We start from the raw sequence: 17,513 nt of genomic DNA on the forward strand, positions 1-17,513 counted from the left end.
GTTATTATGCCATTATCAGGTTCAGGAGGAGGAAGAAGATGCTAATTGAAAGTATGAGTGACTATTTATATGAGCCATTTTACATACCGATTTTATTGCTGCTGCTTGGAATATTATATATAGGTATTTTAATATATAGTTTTACAAACGTTACATTTACTATCATAGGCTATGGTTTAATGGGAATATCTATCCTAACGTATCTTCTTGTTGGCTTGTATATGACCGGAAAAGGATATTATTTAGACGGACATGCTCCAGATATATTGGTTTTTGGAAGTATGGGTTTTTTAGAGCTTACTATATTAACGTATCCTTATATTTTTCTTACCTTGGCAGTGGTACTCGGTAAAAAAGGCGAGTGATTATTTCCTAGCAAATAAAAAGAAGTATCAAAGAACTCAATGTTCTAGATACTTCTTTTCATGTTTTTCATTACGTTCCTAAGCTTTCTTCAATGCTGCTTTCTGTTGTTGTTTTTGATCCAAGCGATAACTAAGGAAAGTTAGCAGACTTGCACAAATGGCAACCAGCCCACCGACCCATGTCACATTCAGCAAGTTTCCCTGATGGTAAACAACTCCGCCGAGTGCCGAACCAAAGGCGATACCGACATTGCTTGCGACTGGCATCAGTGAAGCAGCCAGCCCTGTTGCTTTTGGCTGATAAATACCAGCAAGATCTATCAAATAAAGCTGGGTGGATGTTGTTAAAAGGATGGCCATTAACGACATCAAGCCAATGTTAATCAAACCAATGATAAAATGATTCGTCGTCCAATATAAGCCGATCAGAACGATCGCCTGCATGAGGAACACGAACCGGAGGCGTCCGATCGCATTGTAGCTGGCAATTTTACCAGCTAGTATGTTGCTGAAAATGGATATGAATCCGTAGCCAAACAATATTATACTAATGGAACTGCTTGGTGCTTCCATTCCTTTCAGAATCGGAACAAGATACGTATAAACGGCATACGTCGCCCCAAATCCAAGAGATGGAATGAAAAAAGCCATTAGAATTCGCGGGTGTGTTAACAAAGAAAATTGATCACGCATCGAACTGCGAATTGTACTGTTCATAGTAGGCAATACGAAGAAAGCTGCCAAAAACGCAATAGCTCCGAGAAAAGTCGTTAACAGGAAGCTTGCATTCCAGTCGTACCATTCAGAAATGACAGTGCCTATCGGGACGCCAATCACGTTTGCCAGCGTAAAGCCGCCAAAAACGAATGATATCGCAAGTCCGCGTTTAGCAATCGGCATGGTTTCACTTGCAACAACCATCGCAAGCGAAATTAACACGCCCGTTACAATCGCCGTCAGCATCCGCAGTGCAAGAAGCATGATGTAGCTCGTCGAAAACACACACAAAGCATTCAGGACGATGAACGAACCGATCAAAAACAACATCCATTTACGCTTTGGAAAATGACTCGTTGCCGACATCACGAGCGGTGTGGCAACGGCAAACGTAAGCGCAAACGCAGAAACGAGTGTGCCTGCTTTAGCATTCGTTATATGAAGGCTCGAGGAAATATCGGTTAAGATCCCGACGATAATAAATTCACTTGTCCCGAGAACGAATGTTAATAAAGTAAGTGTTAAGATGAGTAACCAATGGCGCTTGGTTAATTCTGTGCTGTGCATAATTACCTCTTTTCTTAGCTGCATGTATATGTGTACAAAGTAAATAAACAATTTACCTATCATACCATAAAAACATTTTTACGAGGAAAACCCTTGCTTAGTTTTCGTTGGTAAAAGGTGTTATGTTAAAAACCTCACTAAATATGGTGTGAATTCCCCTTCCATTGTTGAATAAATGAAGAAACTCTTCTAAACTATATGTAATCCACAATTTAACAATAGAAAAACCTATACATACAAATGAATCTAGTTAGTAGAAAAGCAGTTGAAAGGACTTTCCACTATGTCACTGATCTACGAATCTCAAACACTTTTATCTGCCATGCAAACACGTGTCGAACAATATAAAACGCTACAAGAACAGCTCAGCGAATTGAAAAAAGGATTTCAGAGCATCGTTACTTTGGATGATGAGCTGCAAGGGCAAGGCGCTGAGGCCATCAAAGGATTTTACAAAGCGCAGATCGATGTCGTCGATGCCTGGCTGCGACTGATCCAACGCCATATTGCCTTCTTTAGTGGCATTCAAGGCGACGCAACCGAAGCGAACCTTCATGAAACCGTAGTCACGGTCCCTTTTTTAGAAGAAGAACTGGCTAACGCCAATCGCAATGCCAAGGAAATGGTCACAGCCCAAAAAAACGACCTAAAAAAAATCTTCGCCGAAATTGATGACATCATTCAGTTACAGCCCTTTTCCGATGACGCGTTCTTTGACAACATCGAAAAAGCCGAAACGAAACGGACCGAAACGATACACAAAGTAAACGAAATCGACCACAAGTGGACATCTGAATACGCAAAATCCGAACAAGACCAAGTTGCATTAAGCGCACTTATGGAACAACTGAAACTATCCAGCACAAGAGGAGGAGAAGTATCTCCGCTCTACTTTAACGCAACAGCCTACAAAAATAGCGAAGCCTATAAAAACCTGGAAGTAAGGAAAAAAGAAACCGCGGAATATCTGCAAGTGAAGCAAGCAGAAGCGGAGAATCGCCGGATCAAAGACCTGAAGGCCCAACTCGAACATGTCACAGATCCAGACGAATACCTCAAAATTGCCAAGCAAATCGGATACGAAAACCTAGCACCCACCCAGCAGCAACTTGTCATGCAGCTAGAAAACGCCAAGCAAACCGCAGACATTGCCAAAGGAATCGGCGTAGGCCTCTTTGATGTCGGAAAAGACTTCGTCACAGGAATATATGACCTCGTCACAGACCCAGGGCAAGCGGTCGAAGGCGTAGCAAACTCGATCATGCACCCGATTCAAACCTATAAATATATCTCAAAAGCCATATCAGATTCATACGAACGAGACATGATAAATGGCGATGCCTACTCCCGCTCCCACTGGGTCACCTATGCCCTCGGAACCGTCGTAACGACAGTCGTCGGAACAAAAGGCGCAGGAGCCATAACGAAAACAGGAGTAGCCACAACAAAAGCCGCTGCAGTAAAAGGCGCAACCAAGGCAAAAGAACTAGCCTCCATCCCTAACCTATTGCCATACAACCCGAAAAACCAACTGTCGATGGCAGGTGGGGTGCCTTATAATGTGGTTGATGGTGTTGGGTTGAAGGATCAGTTAATTTCTATGGCGAAAGTGGTAGGCAGTACTATTAATCCTAGAACAAGGTTGCCAAGAACAAACGGAAGATGGGAAGGTAATCCTGGAAATGGAAAATGGTATTCAGAAAATCCAGAAGTATTAACAGTTACTGGTGGTGTGCCGGTAGAGTTTAAGAATAAAAGACCAATTTTCTCTCCTTGGTCAAAGGGTCAATTGAAATTTAAGGAAGGCCAACTTAATGGATCTGATGGGGACTTCAAGTTAGTCTATGAAAAATTAATGAAAGCCAAAGGGTTTAGTAGTCAAAACCAGGCGAAAAACTGGTTGAGGGAGAAAGGTCTAACACCCCACCACGCAGATGACATTACAATTCAGTTAATACCTACAAAGTTACATAAAAATATACCACACATTGGTTCTGCATCAGATTTAAGAGGAGGGTTTTGATTTGAGTAACAATTATAAAGATCAAATAGAAAATAAATTAAACACCTTAAATATTAAAAAACAAGCAGTCTTTACTTTAAGTTTGAGAGAAAATCTGATTAAGAAAATAGAGACGATGTATGATATTAACATTACAAAAGATTATAGGGAGTTTCTTCTTAACTATGATGAAACTTTTTTTGAAAATGAGGTAACATATAAACCGATTGAGACATCACCTTGGACAACTAAGGAGGGTACTCAAGTATTTGAAGGTTTTTATGGATTATCTAGTGAAAATAATTTATTCGACCAAATCGAAAGTTATTTAAATCGGATGCCAGATTGTATGATTCCAATTGGGGAAAGCCCGGGTGGAAATTTAATTTGCATAGGAGTAAAGGAAAGCTTCATGGGTAAAGTTTACTTCTGGGACCATGAAAATGAACGTGAAGCTAAAATAATGGTAGGAATAGAAGTTGCTTCAGATGATGTTAACTCATATTGGGAAAATATACATCTAGTTTCGGAAACATTCTTAGGTTTTTTAAGTGGATTACAATTAATTAATGAAACTGAGAATATAGATGTTGATGATGTAGAGTTGTGGCTAGATGATGATTTATTAGATGATTAAATTGTTTTAAGCAATTGCGGTTAGCCTTAATTGGTTAACCGTATTATTATGATTACCATTTTAAATGGATAACATTTTCAAACAATATATTGGAAAGGACATTTTAAATTCAATATTAGTAGGTGATTTTAGTGAAATATTTAGCTTTACAGGAATTTATTAAGCAGTATGGCGAAGATGATGATTTTACAGGTGGAGTAAGTGAAGACAAAGTAAAAGAAACTGAACAAAAATTACAGGTCTCATTACCGGAAAGTTACAAGTGGTTTTTAAGAAACTATGGTTATGGTGGATTTTTTGGTGTGGACATAATTGGATATGGTTTTACGGGTCCAGCAGTAGTAGATGCTACCAAAGGTCATAAAAAGTATTATGATTTAATAGATGGACTTGTGGTCATAGAAGATATTGATGAATTTGCTTATTGTCTCGATACTTATAAAATGAAAAATGGAGAATGTCCAGTTATTACGTTGGATAATCAGGAGGGTTATGGTGTTAAACTAGCTGATAGTTTTTTAGACTATTTTATTGAACGCCTTGAGGAAGCTAAAGATAATTGGGATGAAGATGAAGAAGATTGGTAAAAGCTGAAGGTAATAGTTATTTATCTTGTTCTTATAAAGTAAGAAATATTTTTATATAAGAAGAAGTGGATAGAGCCTGAAATCAAAGGGACTATCCATTTTTTTGTTCATTTATATCTTTTTAAGGCTGATAGGATGGAACACAACAGCTTATTAAAACAATTCAACAACTTCAGAAAGAAGTACTGGAGATGGCGTTCTAATAATCTAGATTGAGGTGATTAATTATGAATAATGAACTATTAGAATTAATAAATCAATATATGGAAAAAGGGGACTTTATTGGAGAAGTTTCGGATGATTACATAGCGAGAGCAGAGAAATTACTGGAAGTGAATTTCCCACCAGAGTATAAAGAATTTGTTAAAAAGTTTGGTTCCGGAGGGATTTGTGGAGTTGACGTACTGGGTGTTGAAGGCGCAGATTACGCATCTGTAGTTGAAAGTACAAAGCGTTATAGAAAGTTAGGTTTACCAAAAAAATATATTGTTATAGAGAATGTTGATGAGTTTGTTTACTGCTTAAGCACTTTAAATGAATATAATGTTGTGCGATGGGGTGATATAAGCAGCAAAAAGGAATTAGATAGATATACAACGTTTTATGAATATTTACAAGACAGCTTTCAGGAGGCAATTGATAACTGAGATTGATGGTTGTATCATCATGGAGTTGTAAACTAAACTTAGTATTTTAAATAAGAATTGAGATAACTAGGCAAATGGACATTTAAAACTTACGAAGTATGGTTAGAGGGAACAAATCAAAAACTAACGAAATTAAACAAGCGAGTGTTTGTGACATATTTTATATAGAACAGATAAAAAAGCACTTGGTTGTCTCTTAGGCAACAGGTGCTTTTATCTTTTTAGCATGAAATGTTAAAAAACGTTTATATTTGTATTCATAGCCCATAACGGAATTTTGTTTTAATTATGTATTAGGGTATGGAAAATACCAACAAGCTAGGTCTAATAATAGTGTGTATTAATTATTTGAGTAATTCTTCAGAATTCTCTATAGCGACAATTTTATTAATAATATAAAAAATGAATATATCGACAATAACTGACATATTTCTTCGGTGTTTAATAGTAAAATATTTACAGGGATATAGTCCTGAATAATTATATGAGTGATAAAGGAAAACTCTAGTAGATGGAGCAGATTTGTATTTACTTTTATAAATTTAGTATAAAAATATTTCATATTTTGTGAATGTATCTCTGGGAGATTTTACTCTAAAGATTTTTAAATAATAAGGGTCGATTTACTATATAGGGAAGTTCTACTTCATTTTAAATACCCTATTATATAATTACAGGTAAGTAGAAGAAGGAGAGATTGTCTATGCTGAATAACTCATTAAAAAAAGAAGCTGTAGAGAAATTGAAAAGGGCTATGGATCATTATGAGAAATCTTCAAAAACATTACAAAATAATGCAGTTAAATTGCATAATACACGTACTTATGGTGTAGATGTAATTGGAAAAGTAGAAGAATATATAAATTCGTTGGCAAATACGCCAAAAGAATTAAAAAAAAGCTTTGAAATAGTCCGTGTTAATCTAGCAAGCTTTAAAGTACTTAGCGAAATTTCATATGATGAGAAAGAAATGATTAAGCTAGCTGGTGGAGGTGCAGCAGCAGGTGTTGCAGCAGGCGTAGCTACAGCTGCACTCGCTCCAACAGTAGCTATGGCGATTGCTACAACTTTGGGCACTGCGTCAACAGGTGCGGCTATTTCTACTTTATCAGGAGCAGCAGCAACTAATGCAGCTTTAGCTTGGTTGGGAGGAGGCGCTCTTGCAGCAGGCGGCGGTGGTATTGCAGGAGGAAGTACCTTACTAGCATTAGCAGGTCCTATTGGTTGGGGGATTGGTGCAGCAAGTTTAGCAGCGGGAGGATTCTTTGCAAGTAAAAAGAATAAAGAAGCTGCTATTAAAGCAGATGAAGAGCGTGTTGAGATTGTGAAATCAACAAGAGTTCTTGATGCTACATCTACTGAAATTATCAATTTAAAATCTTCGACACAATCAATGGCTACGAAATTAGAGCAAAGTTTAATTTCATTTATTAGTAATACTAAACATGTCAAATCTTTTACTGCTTATTCACAGGGTGAACGTAATTTGTTAAGAGCTATAATTAATAACACAGAGAGCTTATCAGTATTATTTATGAAGGAAGTTGGCAAGTAGATGTCAACAATTGTGTGGAAAGACCAAATTACTGCAGCTGGAGTAGATGGCTTTAATCAATGGAAAAGTCAATCCATTGCGAAACAAATAGATCAAATCGTTAATGAAAAATTGCAGAGTCAACAAAATCAAAATTTAAATTTTGAAACTGCATTAAACTATATGATGAAAATGCGTCAGTTTCTCTCTGAACCAAAAAAAATACTAGGTTCAGAGCAAACGAAACATGGAGAAGTAGCGGAACATCTGGAAGTCAATGTACGGAATGCTTGGGCAGCCATAAAGGGGCAAAGTGAAGTTGCTACATTAGATGGTGTGGCTCGTACCGCACCAGAAGACTTCATATTTGATGGCATTAAGTATCAATCAAAATTTATCAATGGTACTAATAACACGCTTAAACATGTACTTGAACATTTTTGTAAGTATCAAGATAGTTCTATGAACTACTCTATACCAATGGATCAATTTAATATTATTAAAGCTATTAGATTAGGTCAAGCTCCTAGTGATTTAAATGATAAATCGATTCGTGCCATTCTCCAAAAAGTAGAGGAAATAGAGCGTCAAACAGGCCGAAGTTTTCAAGAAATAATAACACCATCTGTTTCAAATTATAGTGAAGCCCAATTAGGTGCAGTTGGAGGTACGGTTTCAAAACATCAAGATCAAATTGTTGATGAAAATCAAAGAATTCAAGATCAAATTCAAAAAGATGCAAGGGAAAAAACGAAATTAATTGAAGCTAAAAAAGGACCTTCAATTGGTGTAGGGGTAAAAGTTGCTGGTTCAGCAGCAGCAATTAAGGCTTTATTAAATACGATTACAATAATTTATAGTAAAGTAAAAAATGGGAAGGAAATTCAGGATTTTGATAAAGATGATTGGAATGAAATTGGTATAAGTTCTGCCAAGGTAGGTACCAAAGGTGGTGTTACTGCAGGGAGTATATATGCTTTAACTAATTTAACTTCTCTCTCAGCACCATTTGCAGGAGCTGTTACAAGTGCAGCTATGGGGTTATCATCTTTACTGGGGGATTTAAATAAAAATCAAATCTCTATGGATGAATTTGTCACACAAGGTCAGATTCTTTGTATTGAAGCAGGTATTGCAGCAACAGGAGGAGCAATAGGGCAAATGTTAATACCTATTCCAGTATTAGGTTCTATTATTGGTACAGTTACTGCAAATCTCGTTTGGGGGTTTGCAAAAGATAAATTAGGTGCGAGAGAACAAGAATTAAAGAAAATGTTAGATGCCTACACAAATTCTATATTAGCAAAAGTAGATAAGGTTTATCAGGACATTATTTCTAAAATCAACGCAACTTATGCTCGTTATAATTCTCTTATTGAAGCCGCGTTCGATGTTCATACAAATTCATCTGTATTAGCAGCTGCTTCCATAGATTTGGCACTAGAATTAGGTGTTGATGATTCTAAAATTTTAAGAAGTGATGATGACTTAGATTCGTTTTTCTTAGGGCAGGATGGTTTTTAATAACGGAACCTTATGATGTAAGAGGAAGTTAAGGTTAAAGATAACAATGTAAAAATATAATGATTTATTTTTTTAGAAATCATTACCGGGGCAGCACAAGGATTGGTTACGTATTGCAGAATCTTTCATTGAAATGGAGAAGCAGCTATAAATACAGCAAAAAAAATTAGGTAATGCAGAAGGGTACAAAGTAAAAGTAGCAGACGAAAACAAACGTAAAAGCTGCTGTCGATCAAGTTATTGTAGAACTTACTTTGACGTATTAACCAATATTTTAGGACTTCAATTCATTTCTCGAAGATTTCCATGTAGAAAAGTGGGACCTTGTAAATGACATCATTTTATTGTTGACCAAACTAGCACTGCCTGGACCGTACGTATAGTACTAGCAGAATAAGATAGCACAACAGTAGAAGTAACTTTAAAACACCTCATCCTAGTCAATGGTTCAAACGTTTACTTGAACCATCAGAGATTGGTGAACAGTTGTATTCCTAGCATCAGATGGTGCAGCGGGCACAGGCGGGATTTAATGATTTTGGACTATCTCCTATACTAAAATGAGCACGATTGATCGGAAAAGAGCATGATTTCAATTGAAACATGCTCTTTTTTTATAACTAGCCCGTCCAATCAGATATGTTACTTAAACCAGGATTTGAGTCAAAAGAAATAATCTATTTAAAAAAATGAAATTAAAATCATGGTATTTGTAAAAGCAAACATTGTCAGTTGGAGGAATGTTTAACTATAACAATCTGAAATATCGCCTCACTCGCATCGTATCATCAGCAATTACCAAACACGCTTTCATCCCCAATAAGGTCTTGCTCATTTGCATACTATGGTCCAAGTAATTTTTAATATTATATACTTGCTACAATATTCTTTTTCGAATACAAGCGTTAAGACAGCAACCTTGATTAGCAAGCATTTATACGCTCTTATATCACTTCTAAGCGAAAGTATAAATCCGGGTATATTTTTTAAAGAAATAATTATACATAGCATTAATAATAGGTTATATTTACTATAAAATATAATTTATTGATTATTTAGATATATAAGCAAAGAAATCTAAATTGTTTATATAAGGTTTGATATAAATCTTAGTAGAATCGCGGTGAAATTCGATGAGTTTTAAAGAGAAAAATATTAGAACCGAATACCGTTCTTTTAGTAATAATGTTGTAAAGGAATTTTATTTGCCTCTATTAGAAGATGCTGTACTTTATAAGCGTGCTGTAGGGTTTTTCTCATCATCTGCGTTAGTAGAGATCTCAAAGGGTATATCTGGTTTAATTAAGAATAATGGCAAAATACTCTTGATTGCTTCCCCGAAATTAAGTGAAAAAGATATAGAAGCAATTAATAAAGGGTTTGAATTAAGGGATAGTGTTATTGAAAGAGCTATAGTTAATTCTTTTTCAGCACCTAAGGATATTTTTGAAGAGAAAAGGTTAAATTTAATTGCTAATTTAATTGCTAATGGACAGTTAGACATTAAAATTGCATACCTGGAAAAAAATAAAAGTTTGGGTATGTTTCATGAGAAAATGGGTCTTATTTATGATATTGAGGAAAATATAGTTGCTTTTACTGGATCTATGAATGAGACAAGTACTGCTTTTTCCCATAACTATGAGTCTATAGATGTTTTTTGTTCTTGGACATCGGATAAAGAGAGAGTTTTAGCTAAGGAACGTGCTTTTAACTCGATGTGGAGTGGGAAGGATTCTACTTTATGCATAGTTGATTTTCCTGAAATAGGAAAAGATATATTTGAAAGTTATAGGAATTCAAATACTGTTGATTTAGATATTGATGAGGAAGAAATTATTAAGGAAGAAAATGCTCAGGTTTTAGAAGTGAAAAGGAATAACGGTCCGAAAATACCTGAAAATATCAGTTTACATGACTATCAAATACAAGCTATCGAAGAATGGGAAAAAAGAAATTATAAAGGGATATTTGATATGGCAACAGGTACTGGAAAAACTTATACGGGACTTTCCGCGATATCTAATTTATATAATAATTTAGAGAATAGATTAGCTGTAATAATCGTATGCCCTTATCAACATTTAGTAGAGCAGTGGGTAGAGGACATAATAATGTTCAGTATGAAGCCTATCATAGGATATTCTACTTCTAAGCAAAGGGATTGGAAGAGAAGATTAAAGGATGCAATAATTTCATTCAATTTAGGGGTTTCCAAACATTTTTGTTTTATAACCACTAATGCAACTTTCTCATCGGAATTAGTTCAGAATCAGATAGAAAGGATTAAAGGTAGCATCGTATTAGTTGTAGATGAAGCACATAATTTTGGTTCTAAACATCTAAGCAATGCTTTAAACCCTAATATTCCTTATAGATTGGCTTTATCTGCAACAATAGAACGACATGGAGATGAAGAAGGTACTCAAAAACTTCTTAATTACTTTGGAGAAAAATGTATTGAATACACGTTAAAACAAGCAATAGATAGTGAGAAATTAACGCCATATTTCTACTACCCTATTGTCGTTAGTCTAACTGAAGATGAACTTCTAGAATATAAAAATATTACAGCACAAATATTTAAGTATTGTTCAAAGGATAGAAAAGGAAATATTAAAATCAGTGAAACAGGTAAAATGCTATTAATTAAAAGAGCACGGTTAGTAGCAGCAGCACAAGATAAAATAAAAAAATTGGCAGATAGTATTGAGAAATATAAAAATGATTCTCATATACTAGTGTATTGTGGTGCTGCTTCTTTAGAAGATCCGCAATATACTGAGGGCTCTGTTAGCAAAGAAGAAAAAAGACAAATCGATATTGTAACAGAAATGTTAGGAAACCACTTTGATATGAAAGTATCAAAATTCACCTCAGAAGAGACTTCTGAGGAAAGAGAGAATATAAAAGTAGCTTTTTCTGAAGGAAGGCAAGTACAAACTTTAATTGCAATTAGATGTTTAGATGAAGGAGTTAATATTCCTAGTATTAAAACAGCATTTATCTTAGCAAGTAGTACTAATCCTAAAGAATATATACAGCGAAGGGGAAGAGTGTTAAGAAGGTATCCTGGGAAAAATTCAGCTGTAATATATGACTTTATTACATTACCTTTTTCATTAGAGGAAATAGGCTCTATTTCAGAAGAAGATATTCGTATAGTTCGTTCCTTAGCAAGTAGGGAAATATTAAGAATGAGAGATTTTGCTTCTATAGCTGAAAATCCTTCAGCAGCAGACCAGTTAATAAATGATATTACAGCGGCATACAATTTAAACGAAATTGGAGGAGATTATGATGTCTGAAAAAAGATCGGAAGTTATTATTGATGAGAAGAAACTTAATCAGATGAAATTAGGCATTATATTAGTTGAAAGAAAGAATTTAAAGACTCGAGAGAAATCTAATGATGAAATGGTAGAGACCATTAGAAAAATAATTGAAAACGAAATAAAAAAGAATTATTAAGGGGGCTAACAAAATGCTGTTAAAGTCACTAACCATGAAAAATTTCAGACAGTATCGAGGAGAGCAGCGTGTTGAATTCTCTAGCTATAAAAATCAAAACGTAACAGTAATTTTAGGGAATAATACAAGTGGGAAAACAACTCTACTGCAGGCTTTTAATTGGTGTTTATATGGGGTAGCGATTTTTGAGACAAAAGCCTTTCTTTTGAATTTAGATGTTTCAAGGGAAATGAATATAGGAGATAGACAATATGTTGAGGTTGAGATCAACCTAATTCATGACAACACTGAGTATTTTATTAGTAGAAAACAAGAATATACTTGCGATTCCAAAGGTACTAGGCCTTCCCCGTTAAAGCAAGTGAACATATCTTATAAAAAACCTGATGGGCAAATAGAACCTATAAAGCAAATGTTTGTTGAAAAAAGTATAAATGAAATATTACCTAAAGAGTTATCTAATTATTTCTTCTTTGACACAGAACGTATTGGGAATATTAGCTCAAAAGCGGATGTTACCGAAGCAGTAAAAGGATTACTAGGGTTATCAGTATTAGATAATGCTATGAAGCACTTAGGAAATACGGGAATAAAGTCAAGTGTTATAGGTAAATTGAATTTAAGTATAAACTTGGATGGGAATGATAAAGCTTTACAGGCTTTAAAGATTATACAGAGTAAACAATTAAATCGGGATAACATAGCTAAAAAATTAGAAACAGTTAAAGCTGAAATTACGCATTATGAAAATAGAAAAGATCAATTAGATGAAATACTACGAGACAATCAGTCAACCTCAAGATTGCAAAGTAAAAAAGAAAGATTAGAAAAAGATATAAACCAGGAAGAGTCTGCTCTTGAATCAGCGTATGAGAAGCTTCTAAATAATTTCAATACTAATACAACTAGTTTTTTCGCACAGCCTTTAATGAGAAGAGCCGAAGCACTATTAAAAGAAGCTAAAGTTGATGATAAAGGTATAAAGGATATGAACGCTCGGTCTATTGAGGACATTATAAAACGCGGAAGGTGTGTATGTGGGACAGAAATTAATAATGAGAATGATGCATATAGACACTTACTTAAAGAACTCGAGTTTCTGCCACCACAATCAATAGGAACCATAATAAGAAATTTTAAAGAAAAAATAGTTACATATGATAGTACAAATAATTCTTTTTACGATCATATCCAATCAAAATTTGAGGATATTTACAGATATAAAGGTCGAATACAGGAATGGGCGGACGAAAGGGATGTGATAAGCGATCAAATAAAAGGAAAAGAAAATATGAAAAAATTCGAAGACGAAATAATAGATGTAAAGAATCGTTTAAAAGAGTTTGAAGCTAAAAAAGAAAAATTAATTCATGAAGATGGGGCATGTGTTTCCGAAATTGAGAGGTACCAAAAGACATATGATAGCTTAGCTTCCGTTTCAAGCAAAAACCAACAGACATTGCTTTATATAAAATATGCGGAAGAAATTTACACCTGGATAGAAAGAACCTATCGAGAAAAGGAATCTGCAATCAGAGAAAAACTCGAAAAAAGTGTAAATGGAATTTTCTCTAAAATGTACCACGGCAGAAGAAAAGTAACCATTGATGAAAAATATCGTGTCTCGCTACTTACAGCATATGCTGATGAAGATATTAAAACTGACGAATCTAAAGGACTTGAAACTGTTAAAAATTTTGCATTTATTGCTGGTTTAGTTGATTTAGCACGAGAGAAGATTGTAAGTAATGCAGGGGAGAGTACTATGGCATTAAGCTCAGAGCCATATCCTTTAGTAATGGATGCTCCATTCTCAAACGCTGACGAGAAACATGTAAGTAATATTTCTCAAGTACTTCCTGAAGTAGCAGAACAAATAATAATGTTTGTTATGGAAAAGGATTGGAGATATGCAGAAACCGTAATGGGAAAAAAAGTTGGAAAGAAATATTTTCTTGATAAGCAGACAGAAACACTAACTTACTTAAGGGAGAGTGAGATGTAATGTTTGAAAGAGATTTGGTAATATCGGGAAAACATGCGACATATACAAAGTTCTTAGTGAATGAGGCAGACATATTTAAACGTTACATAGATGTATATATGAATGGAGCAATTCTAGGATTTTTATACGGGAGAAAAGTTGAAAAAGATAAAGATTCAAGTGACAAAGCTAGTATTTTTGCGGATGCATTTGCCAAAGAAAGAATGCGTTGTGATTTTATATACCGCCTAGTAATGTTATTAGATGATTCGATTACTATTGAGAATAGAGTTGACCGTGCTTTTAGGGATGATTCTAAAGGTGAAGAGGATGAAGATCATAAGGCCAATATGCAATTATTTCAGTCTTATGTTTTAGGTGGTATTGAAGTTTTATATGAAAAATTCATTGAAGATTGTACGACCAAAGAAGATTATATTAATAGAATGTATGAGGTAGTATCTGAATTTAAAGAAGAAATAGATGGTGTCGAATATAATGACCGAATTAAAGAAGCAATTGAAGAATATTAGGCATGAGTATTATTAATACAGAGGTATATGAAGTTGAATATGTACTTTCAGATTTCATTAATAAAGAAAAAAAGCTAGTGTAGTAGTTTTAATTTATATAAAGCACTTAATTATCCTATAAAAAACCAAAACCCATAAACTGTATAATTTAAAATTTTTATCCTCGTAATTTGGAGACATTGTATTTACTGTTAGAGAAAATAAAAGTTTTACAGAAATCAGTTCAATTTCTGTCCTTTTTACTATAAATAAAGAAATTTTTCTATCTTCCCAGTGCTATAAACAAAATTTTTTTCATAAAATAGCATTTCTTGTTATAGATTTGAATTCCATTCGTAGAGATAGAAGTATAGTTATACCCATTTTAACAAAAAATTTAACTAGGTATTATAACTACCCAATATTAACCCTGTTTATTCAAGAAGATAATATAGCATTTTCCGGTTTAATCTATGATTTTATTGATGAAAATTAATAAGTAAAAAACTCTAGAGATTCAGGATATATATAATATTCCCTTGAAATTGAGTAAATCATGTCATAAGTTCTTGTAAACTAAACTTAAAATTTTCTCTTCTTCTAAGTTTGAACAGCAATACCAATCTGATAATAACACTTCTACTTTATATAAATAATATTAATGCTGACCTTTTATATATTGAAGACCAAATTTATTTGGGTGATCTCGAAGAAAAAGACATTTGAAGAACACATAGAGTTTGGAGAGATAGAAGAGAATTTTGATGATGAAAAAGATTTTGAAAATTATAGTACACCTGAAGAAATAGATGAAAATAATTTTGATGCCAACGAAAATGTTGGAGTGGTTTGAAAGTTTTAATTAATATATGAATTAGGTTAGTAGTTTAGTAACCTTAAAATGGTGTGCCATTTTTAACCAATATAATTTTGGGCTTTTTTACTCTATTTATAAATATGTTCTCTTAAAAATTATTGAATTCTATGTTTTTATTATAATTTTATATGTATATTTTACTATTATGAAAGTAGGGGTATTATAATAAGATAGTGGTTTACTAACATTGAAAGAGGACTAACTTGGATAATAATTATCTGAAAACTGAGACGAATAAACATAAAAAAACATAATAGTTAAAAAGCTATTGTAAACCTTTATTGCCCTGGTATGAAGGGCACAGTAAGCAAAGGTTGAAATGTGCGTCCGTATTGGAAGTTTGGGTAATACCGACTCAAATATAGAATACGAAAGTTTAAAAATTGGAGGGCGAAAATGGTAGGGAATCCTTTTGTAGACTATCTTAACCAATTTAACGTTATGTCACCTAATCATTCAAAAATATACGATGAGTATACTTATGAAGCAAAAGAGAATAATTTTTCATTTACCATTGAAACTAAAATTGAGGATCATTTAATTTCTTTATTTAAAAATGAGCCTCATAGTGTTATTTTAACAGGTAATGCTGGAGATGGAAAAACGAGACTTTGTCGCTCTATTTACAATAGTCTTAGCTTCTCTGAATTGAATGATTGGCCAAACGAAGGGATTATTGACCTTAAGTTTGATAAAGGTATTATTCGTTTTGTAAAAGACTTGTCAGAGCTTAAAGATGAAATTATAGAAAATGAATTATTAAAGTTACAGAGCTACATACAAAATAATCATCAAGAAAAAATTTATTATCTAATTGCAGCAAATGAGGGAAAGTTAACAAAATTTTTATCTCGAAATTCTCAAATGAATTACTTGAAAGAAAGTGTCAGGGATAGGCTAAAGGATTATTCAAATAATAAAAAACAATTTAGTGTTATGAATCTTTTAGACGTTACTTCCTCATTATATGTGGATAAAGTTCTTGAGGAGTGGAATAAGGATTCCAATTGGGAGTTATGTAATAGGTGTTCTAGAAAAAAAACTTGCATTATACAATTCAATCATGAAAAGACATCTAATGAGCAAGTGAAAGATAGATTGGTAGAACAATATAGATTGCTAGATTATCTAGGCACTCATATTACAATGAGGGAATTACTTATCCACATAAGTTATGCTTTAACTGGTGGTTACGATTGTTCTGATATTCAGAATGCAAAGCATGATGAATTTGCTAAGCAAATGGATAGGCCTTTTTATGAAAACTTTTATGGTCATGGAATAGAAGCAGAAGCTTTTTCGGAAATGAGAGCGTTGAAAGCTTTTAGAGAAGTTGATCCTGGTAATTACTCCATTTCAAATATTGATGATTTTATTATAAATGGAGATTTAAGCAGTAATAAAAGGTTAGAAGAAATTCATAGACAAATCTTTAACGCAGACCTTGATTTAAAGTTAGGTTATTTTATAAAAAAACTAGATATATATAGAAATCATAACAAAGAAAGTAATGATAATTTCGTTAATGAGTGGATAAACAAATTAAGAAGGAAATTCTACTTTGAGTTTCCTGATGAAAGTCTGTTTGATAGAAAAAGCCTTATTCCCTTTAATTATGTATCAGATTATGGAGATTTATTTAATAATATCTCGAAACTAGGAAAAATACGAAGAGATATTATAAATGGACTTAATAGAGCATTTTCTAAAAAGTTAGTTGCTCCTACAAATGATCTGTTAGCTACAAATGATAACTTAATGATACATGGGACATATAAAATGAAAAATTTAAAAATAAATCAAGAAAATGCTCGTCCCGAGATGGATCATAGGGCTTCAAAGTTTTCATTGTCAGTAGATGGAGTGTTAATACCTATGGATTTACATTTATTTGAATATTTAATGAGGTTGAATGCCGGGAATACCCATAATCTATTAAGAGAAGATGTAGAAATTTTATTGGACACTTTTAAGAATGAATTGATTAAATTGTCTGAACCTGATCCGGATATATTGAGTATTCTTAGATATGATAGTGACAAAGGTATGTATATAGAGGATGAAATATTTATCCCATAAGGGGGCTACA

Annotated in this window: 14 protein-coding genes; 13 read left to right on the plus strand and 1 reads right to left on the minus strand. The window is 33.6% G+C overall.

Translation table 11 applies throughout. The annotated features are described in order from the left end of the window. Window positions 1-38 precede the first annotated feature (38 nt). Entirely contained in the window at window positions 39-365 is a 327-nt protein-coding gene (locus tag ASU00_RS12740; protein ID WP_057913839.1) for a hypothetical protein, read from the plus strand. Between the two features lie 78 nt (window positions 366-443). Here ASU00_RS12740 and ASU00_RS12745 read toward each other — a convergent pair whose 3' ends face one another. Next, entirely contained in the window at window positions 444-1,649 is a 1,206-nt protein-coding gene (locus tag ASU00_RS12745; protein WP_057913840.1) for an MFS transporter, read from the minus strand. 283 nt (window positions 1,650-1,932) lie between these two features. On the opposite strand from ASU00_RS12745, the gene ASU00_RS12750 reads away from it, so the two are divergent. The 12 genes from ASU00_RS12750 to ASU00_RS12800 all read left to right on the plus strand — a co-directional run bounded on the left by ASU00_RS12750 (window position 1,933) and on the right by ASU00_RS12800 (window position 17,503). Continuing rightward, entirely contained in the window at window positions 1,933-3,672 is a 1,740-nt protein-coding gene (locus ASU00_RS12750; RefSeq protein ID WP_057913841.1) for a T7SS effector LXG polymorphic toxin, read from the plus strand. Window position 3,673: 1 nt separating this feature from the next. Next, window positions 3,674-4,288, plus strand: a complete 615-nt coding sequence (locus tag ASU00_RS12755; RefSeq protein WP_057913842.1) for an SMI1/KNR4 family protein — start codon at window positions 3,674-3,676, stop codon at window positions 4,286-4,288. A 131-nt stretch (window positions 4,289-4,419) separates the two neighbouring features. Continuing rightward, window positions 4,420-4,875, plus strand: coding sequence for an SMI1/KNR4 family protein (locus tag ASU00_RS12760; protein WP_057913843.1), 456 nt, complete (start codon window positions 4,420-4,422; stop codon window positions 4,873-4,875). A gap of 227 nt (window positions 4,876-5,102) precedes the next feature. Further along, window positions 5,103-5,522, plus strand: coding sequence for an SMI1/KNR4 family protein (locus tag ASU00_RS12765; protein ID WP_057913844.1), 420 nt, complete (start codon window positions 5,103-5,105; stop codon window positions 5,520-5,522). A gap of 703 nt (window positions 5,523-6,225) precedes the next feature. Then, window positions 6,226-7,077 carry a hypothetical protein gene (locus tag ASU00_RS12770; RefSeq protein WP_057913845.1) on the plus strand — a complete coding sequence of 284 codons (852 nt, stop codon included), beginning with the start codon at window positions 6,226-6,228 and terminating at the stop codon, window positions 7,075-7,077. Continuing rightward, window positions 7,078-8,580: a hypothetical protein gene (locus tag ASU00_RS12775; protein WP_057913846.1), complete on the plus strand. Its 1,503-nt coding sequence runs from the start codon at window positions 7,078-7,080 to the stop codon at window positions 8,578-8,580. Window positions 8,581-9,713: 1,133 nt separating this feature from the next. After that, on the plus strand, window positions 9,714-11,888 hold the full coding sequence (locus ASU00_RS12780) for a DEAD/DEAH box helicase family protein (RefSeq protein ID WP_057913847.1): 2,175 nt from the start codon (window positions 9,714-9,716) through the stop codon (window positions 11,886-11,888). Beyond that, window positions 11,881-12,051 (plus strand): hypothetical protein, encoded by a 171-nt coding sequence (locus ASU00_RS25770; protein ID WP_169792911.1) that lies wholly within the window; start codon window positions 11,881-11,883, stop codon window positions 12,049-12,051. Before ASU00_RS12780 ends, ASU00_RS25770 begins: the two co-directional genes overlap by 8 nt. Before the next feature lie 13 nt (window positions 12,052-12,064). Beyond that, window positions 12,065-14,056, plus strand: a complete 1,992-nt coding sequence (locus ASU00_RS12785) for an AAA family ATPase (RefSeq protein ID WP_057913848.1) — start codon at window positions 12,065-12,067, stop codon at window positions 14,054-14,056. Further along, the gene (locus tag ASU00_RS12790) at window positions 14,056-14,568 is read left to right on the plus strand and encodes a hypothetical protein (protein ID WP_057913849.1); all 513 of its coding nucleotides are present in this window, start codon (window positions 14,056-14,058) and stop codon (window positions 14,566-14,568) included. The genes ASU00_RS12785 and ASU00_RS12790 overlap by 1 nt, the downstream gene beginning before the upstream one ends. A gap of 658 nt (window positions 14,569-15,226) precedes the next feature. Next, entirely contained in the window at window positions 15,227-15,400 is a 174-nt protein-coding gene (locus ASU00_RS25455; RefSeq protein WP_161809735.1) for a hypothetical protein, read from the plus strand. A 420-nt stretch (window positions 15,401-15,820) separates the two neighbouring features. Continuing rightward, window positions 15,821-17,503: a hypothetical protein gene (locus ASU00_RS12800; protein ID WP_057913851.1), complete on the plus strand. Its 1,683-nt coding sequence runs from the start codon at window positions 15,821-15,823 to the stop codon at window positions 17,501-17,503. Window positions 17,504-17,513 lie beyond the last annotated feature (10 nt).

It is taken from the genome of Peribacillus muralis (assembly GCF_001439925.1).
Classification (GTDB): Bacteria; Bacillota; Bacilli; order Bacillales; family DSM-1321; genus Peribacillus; species Peribacillus muralis.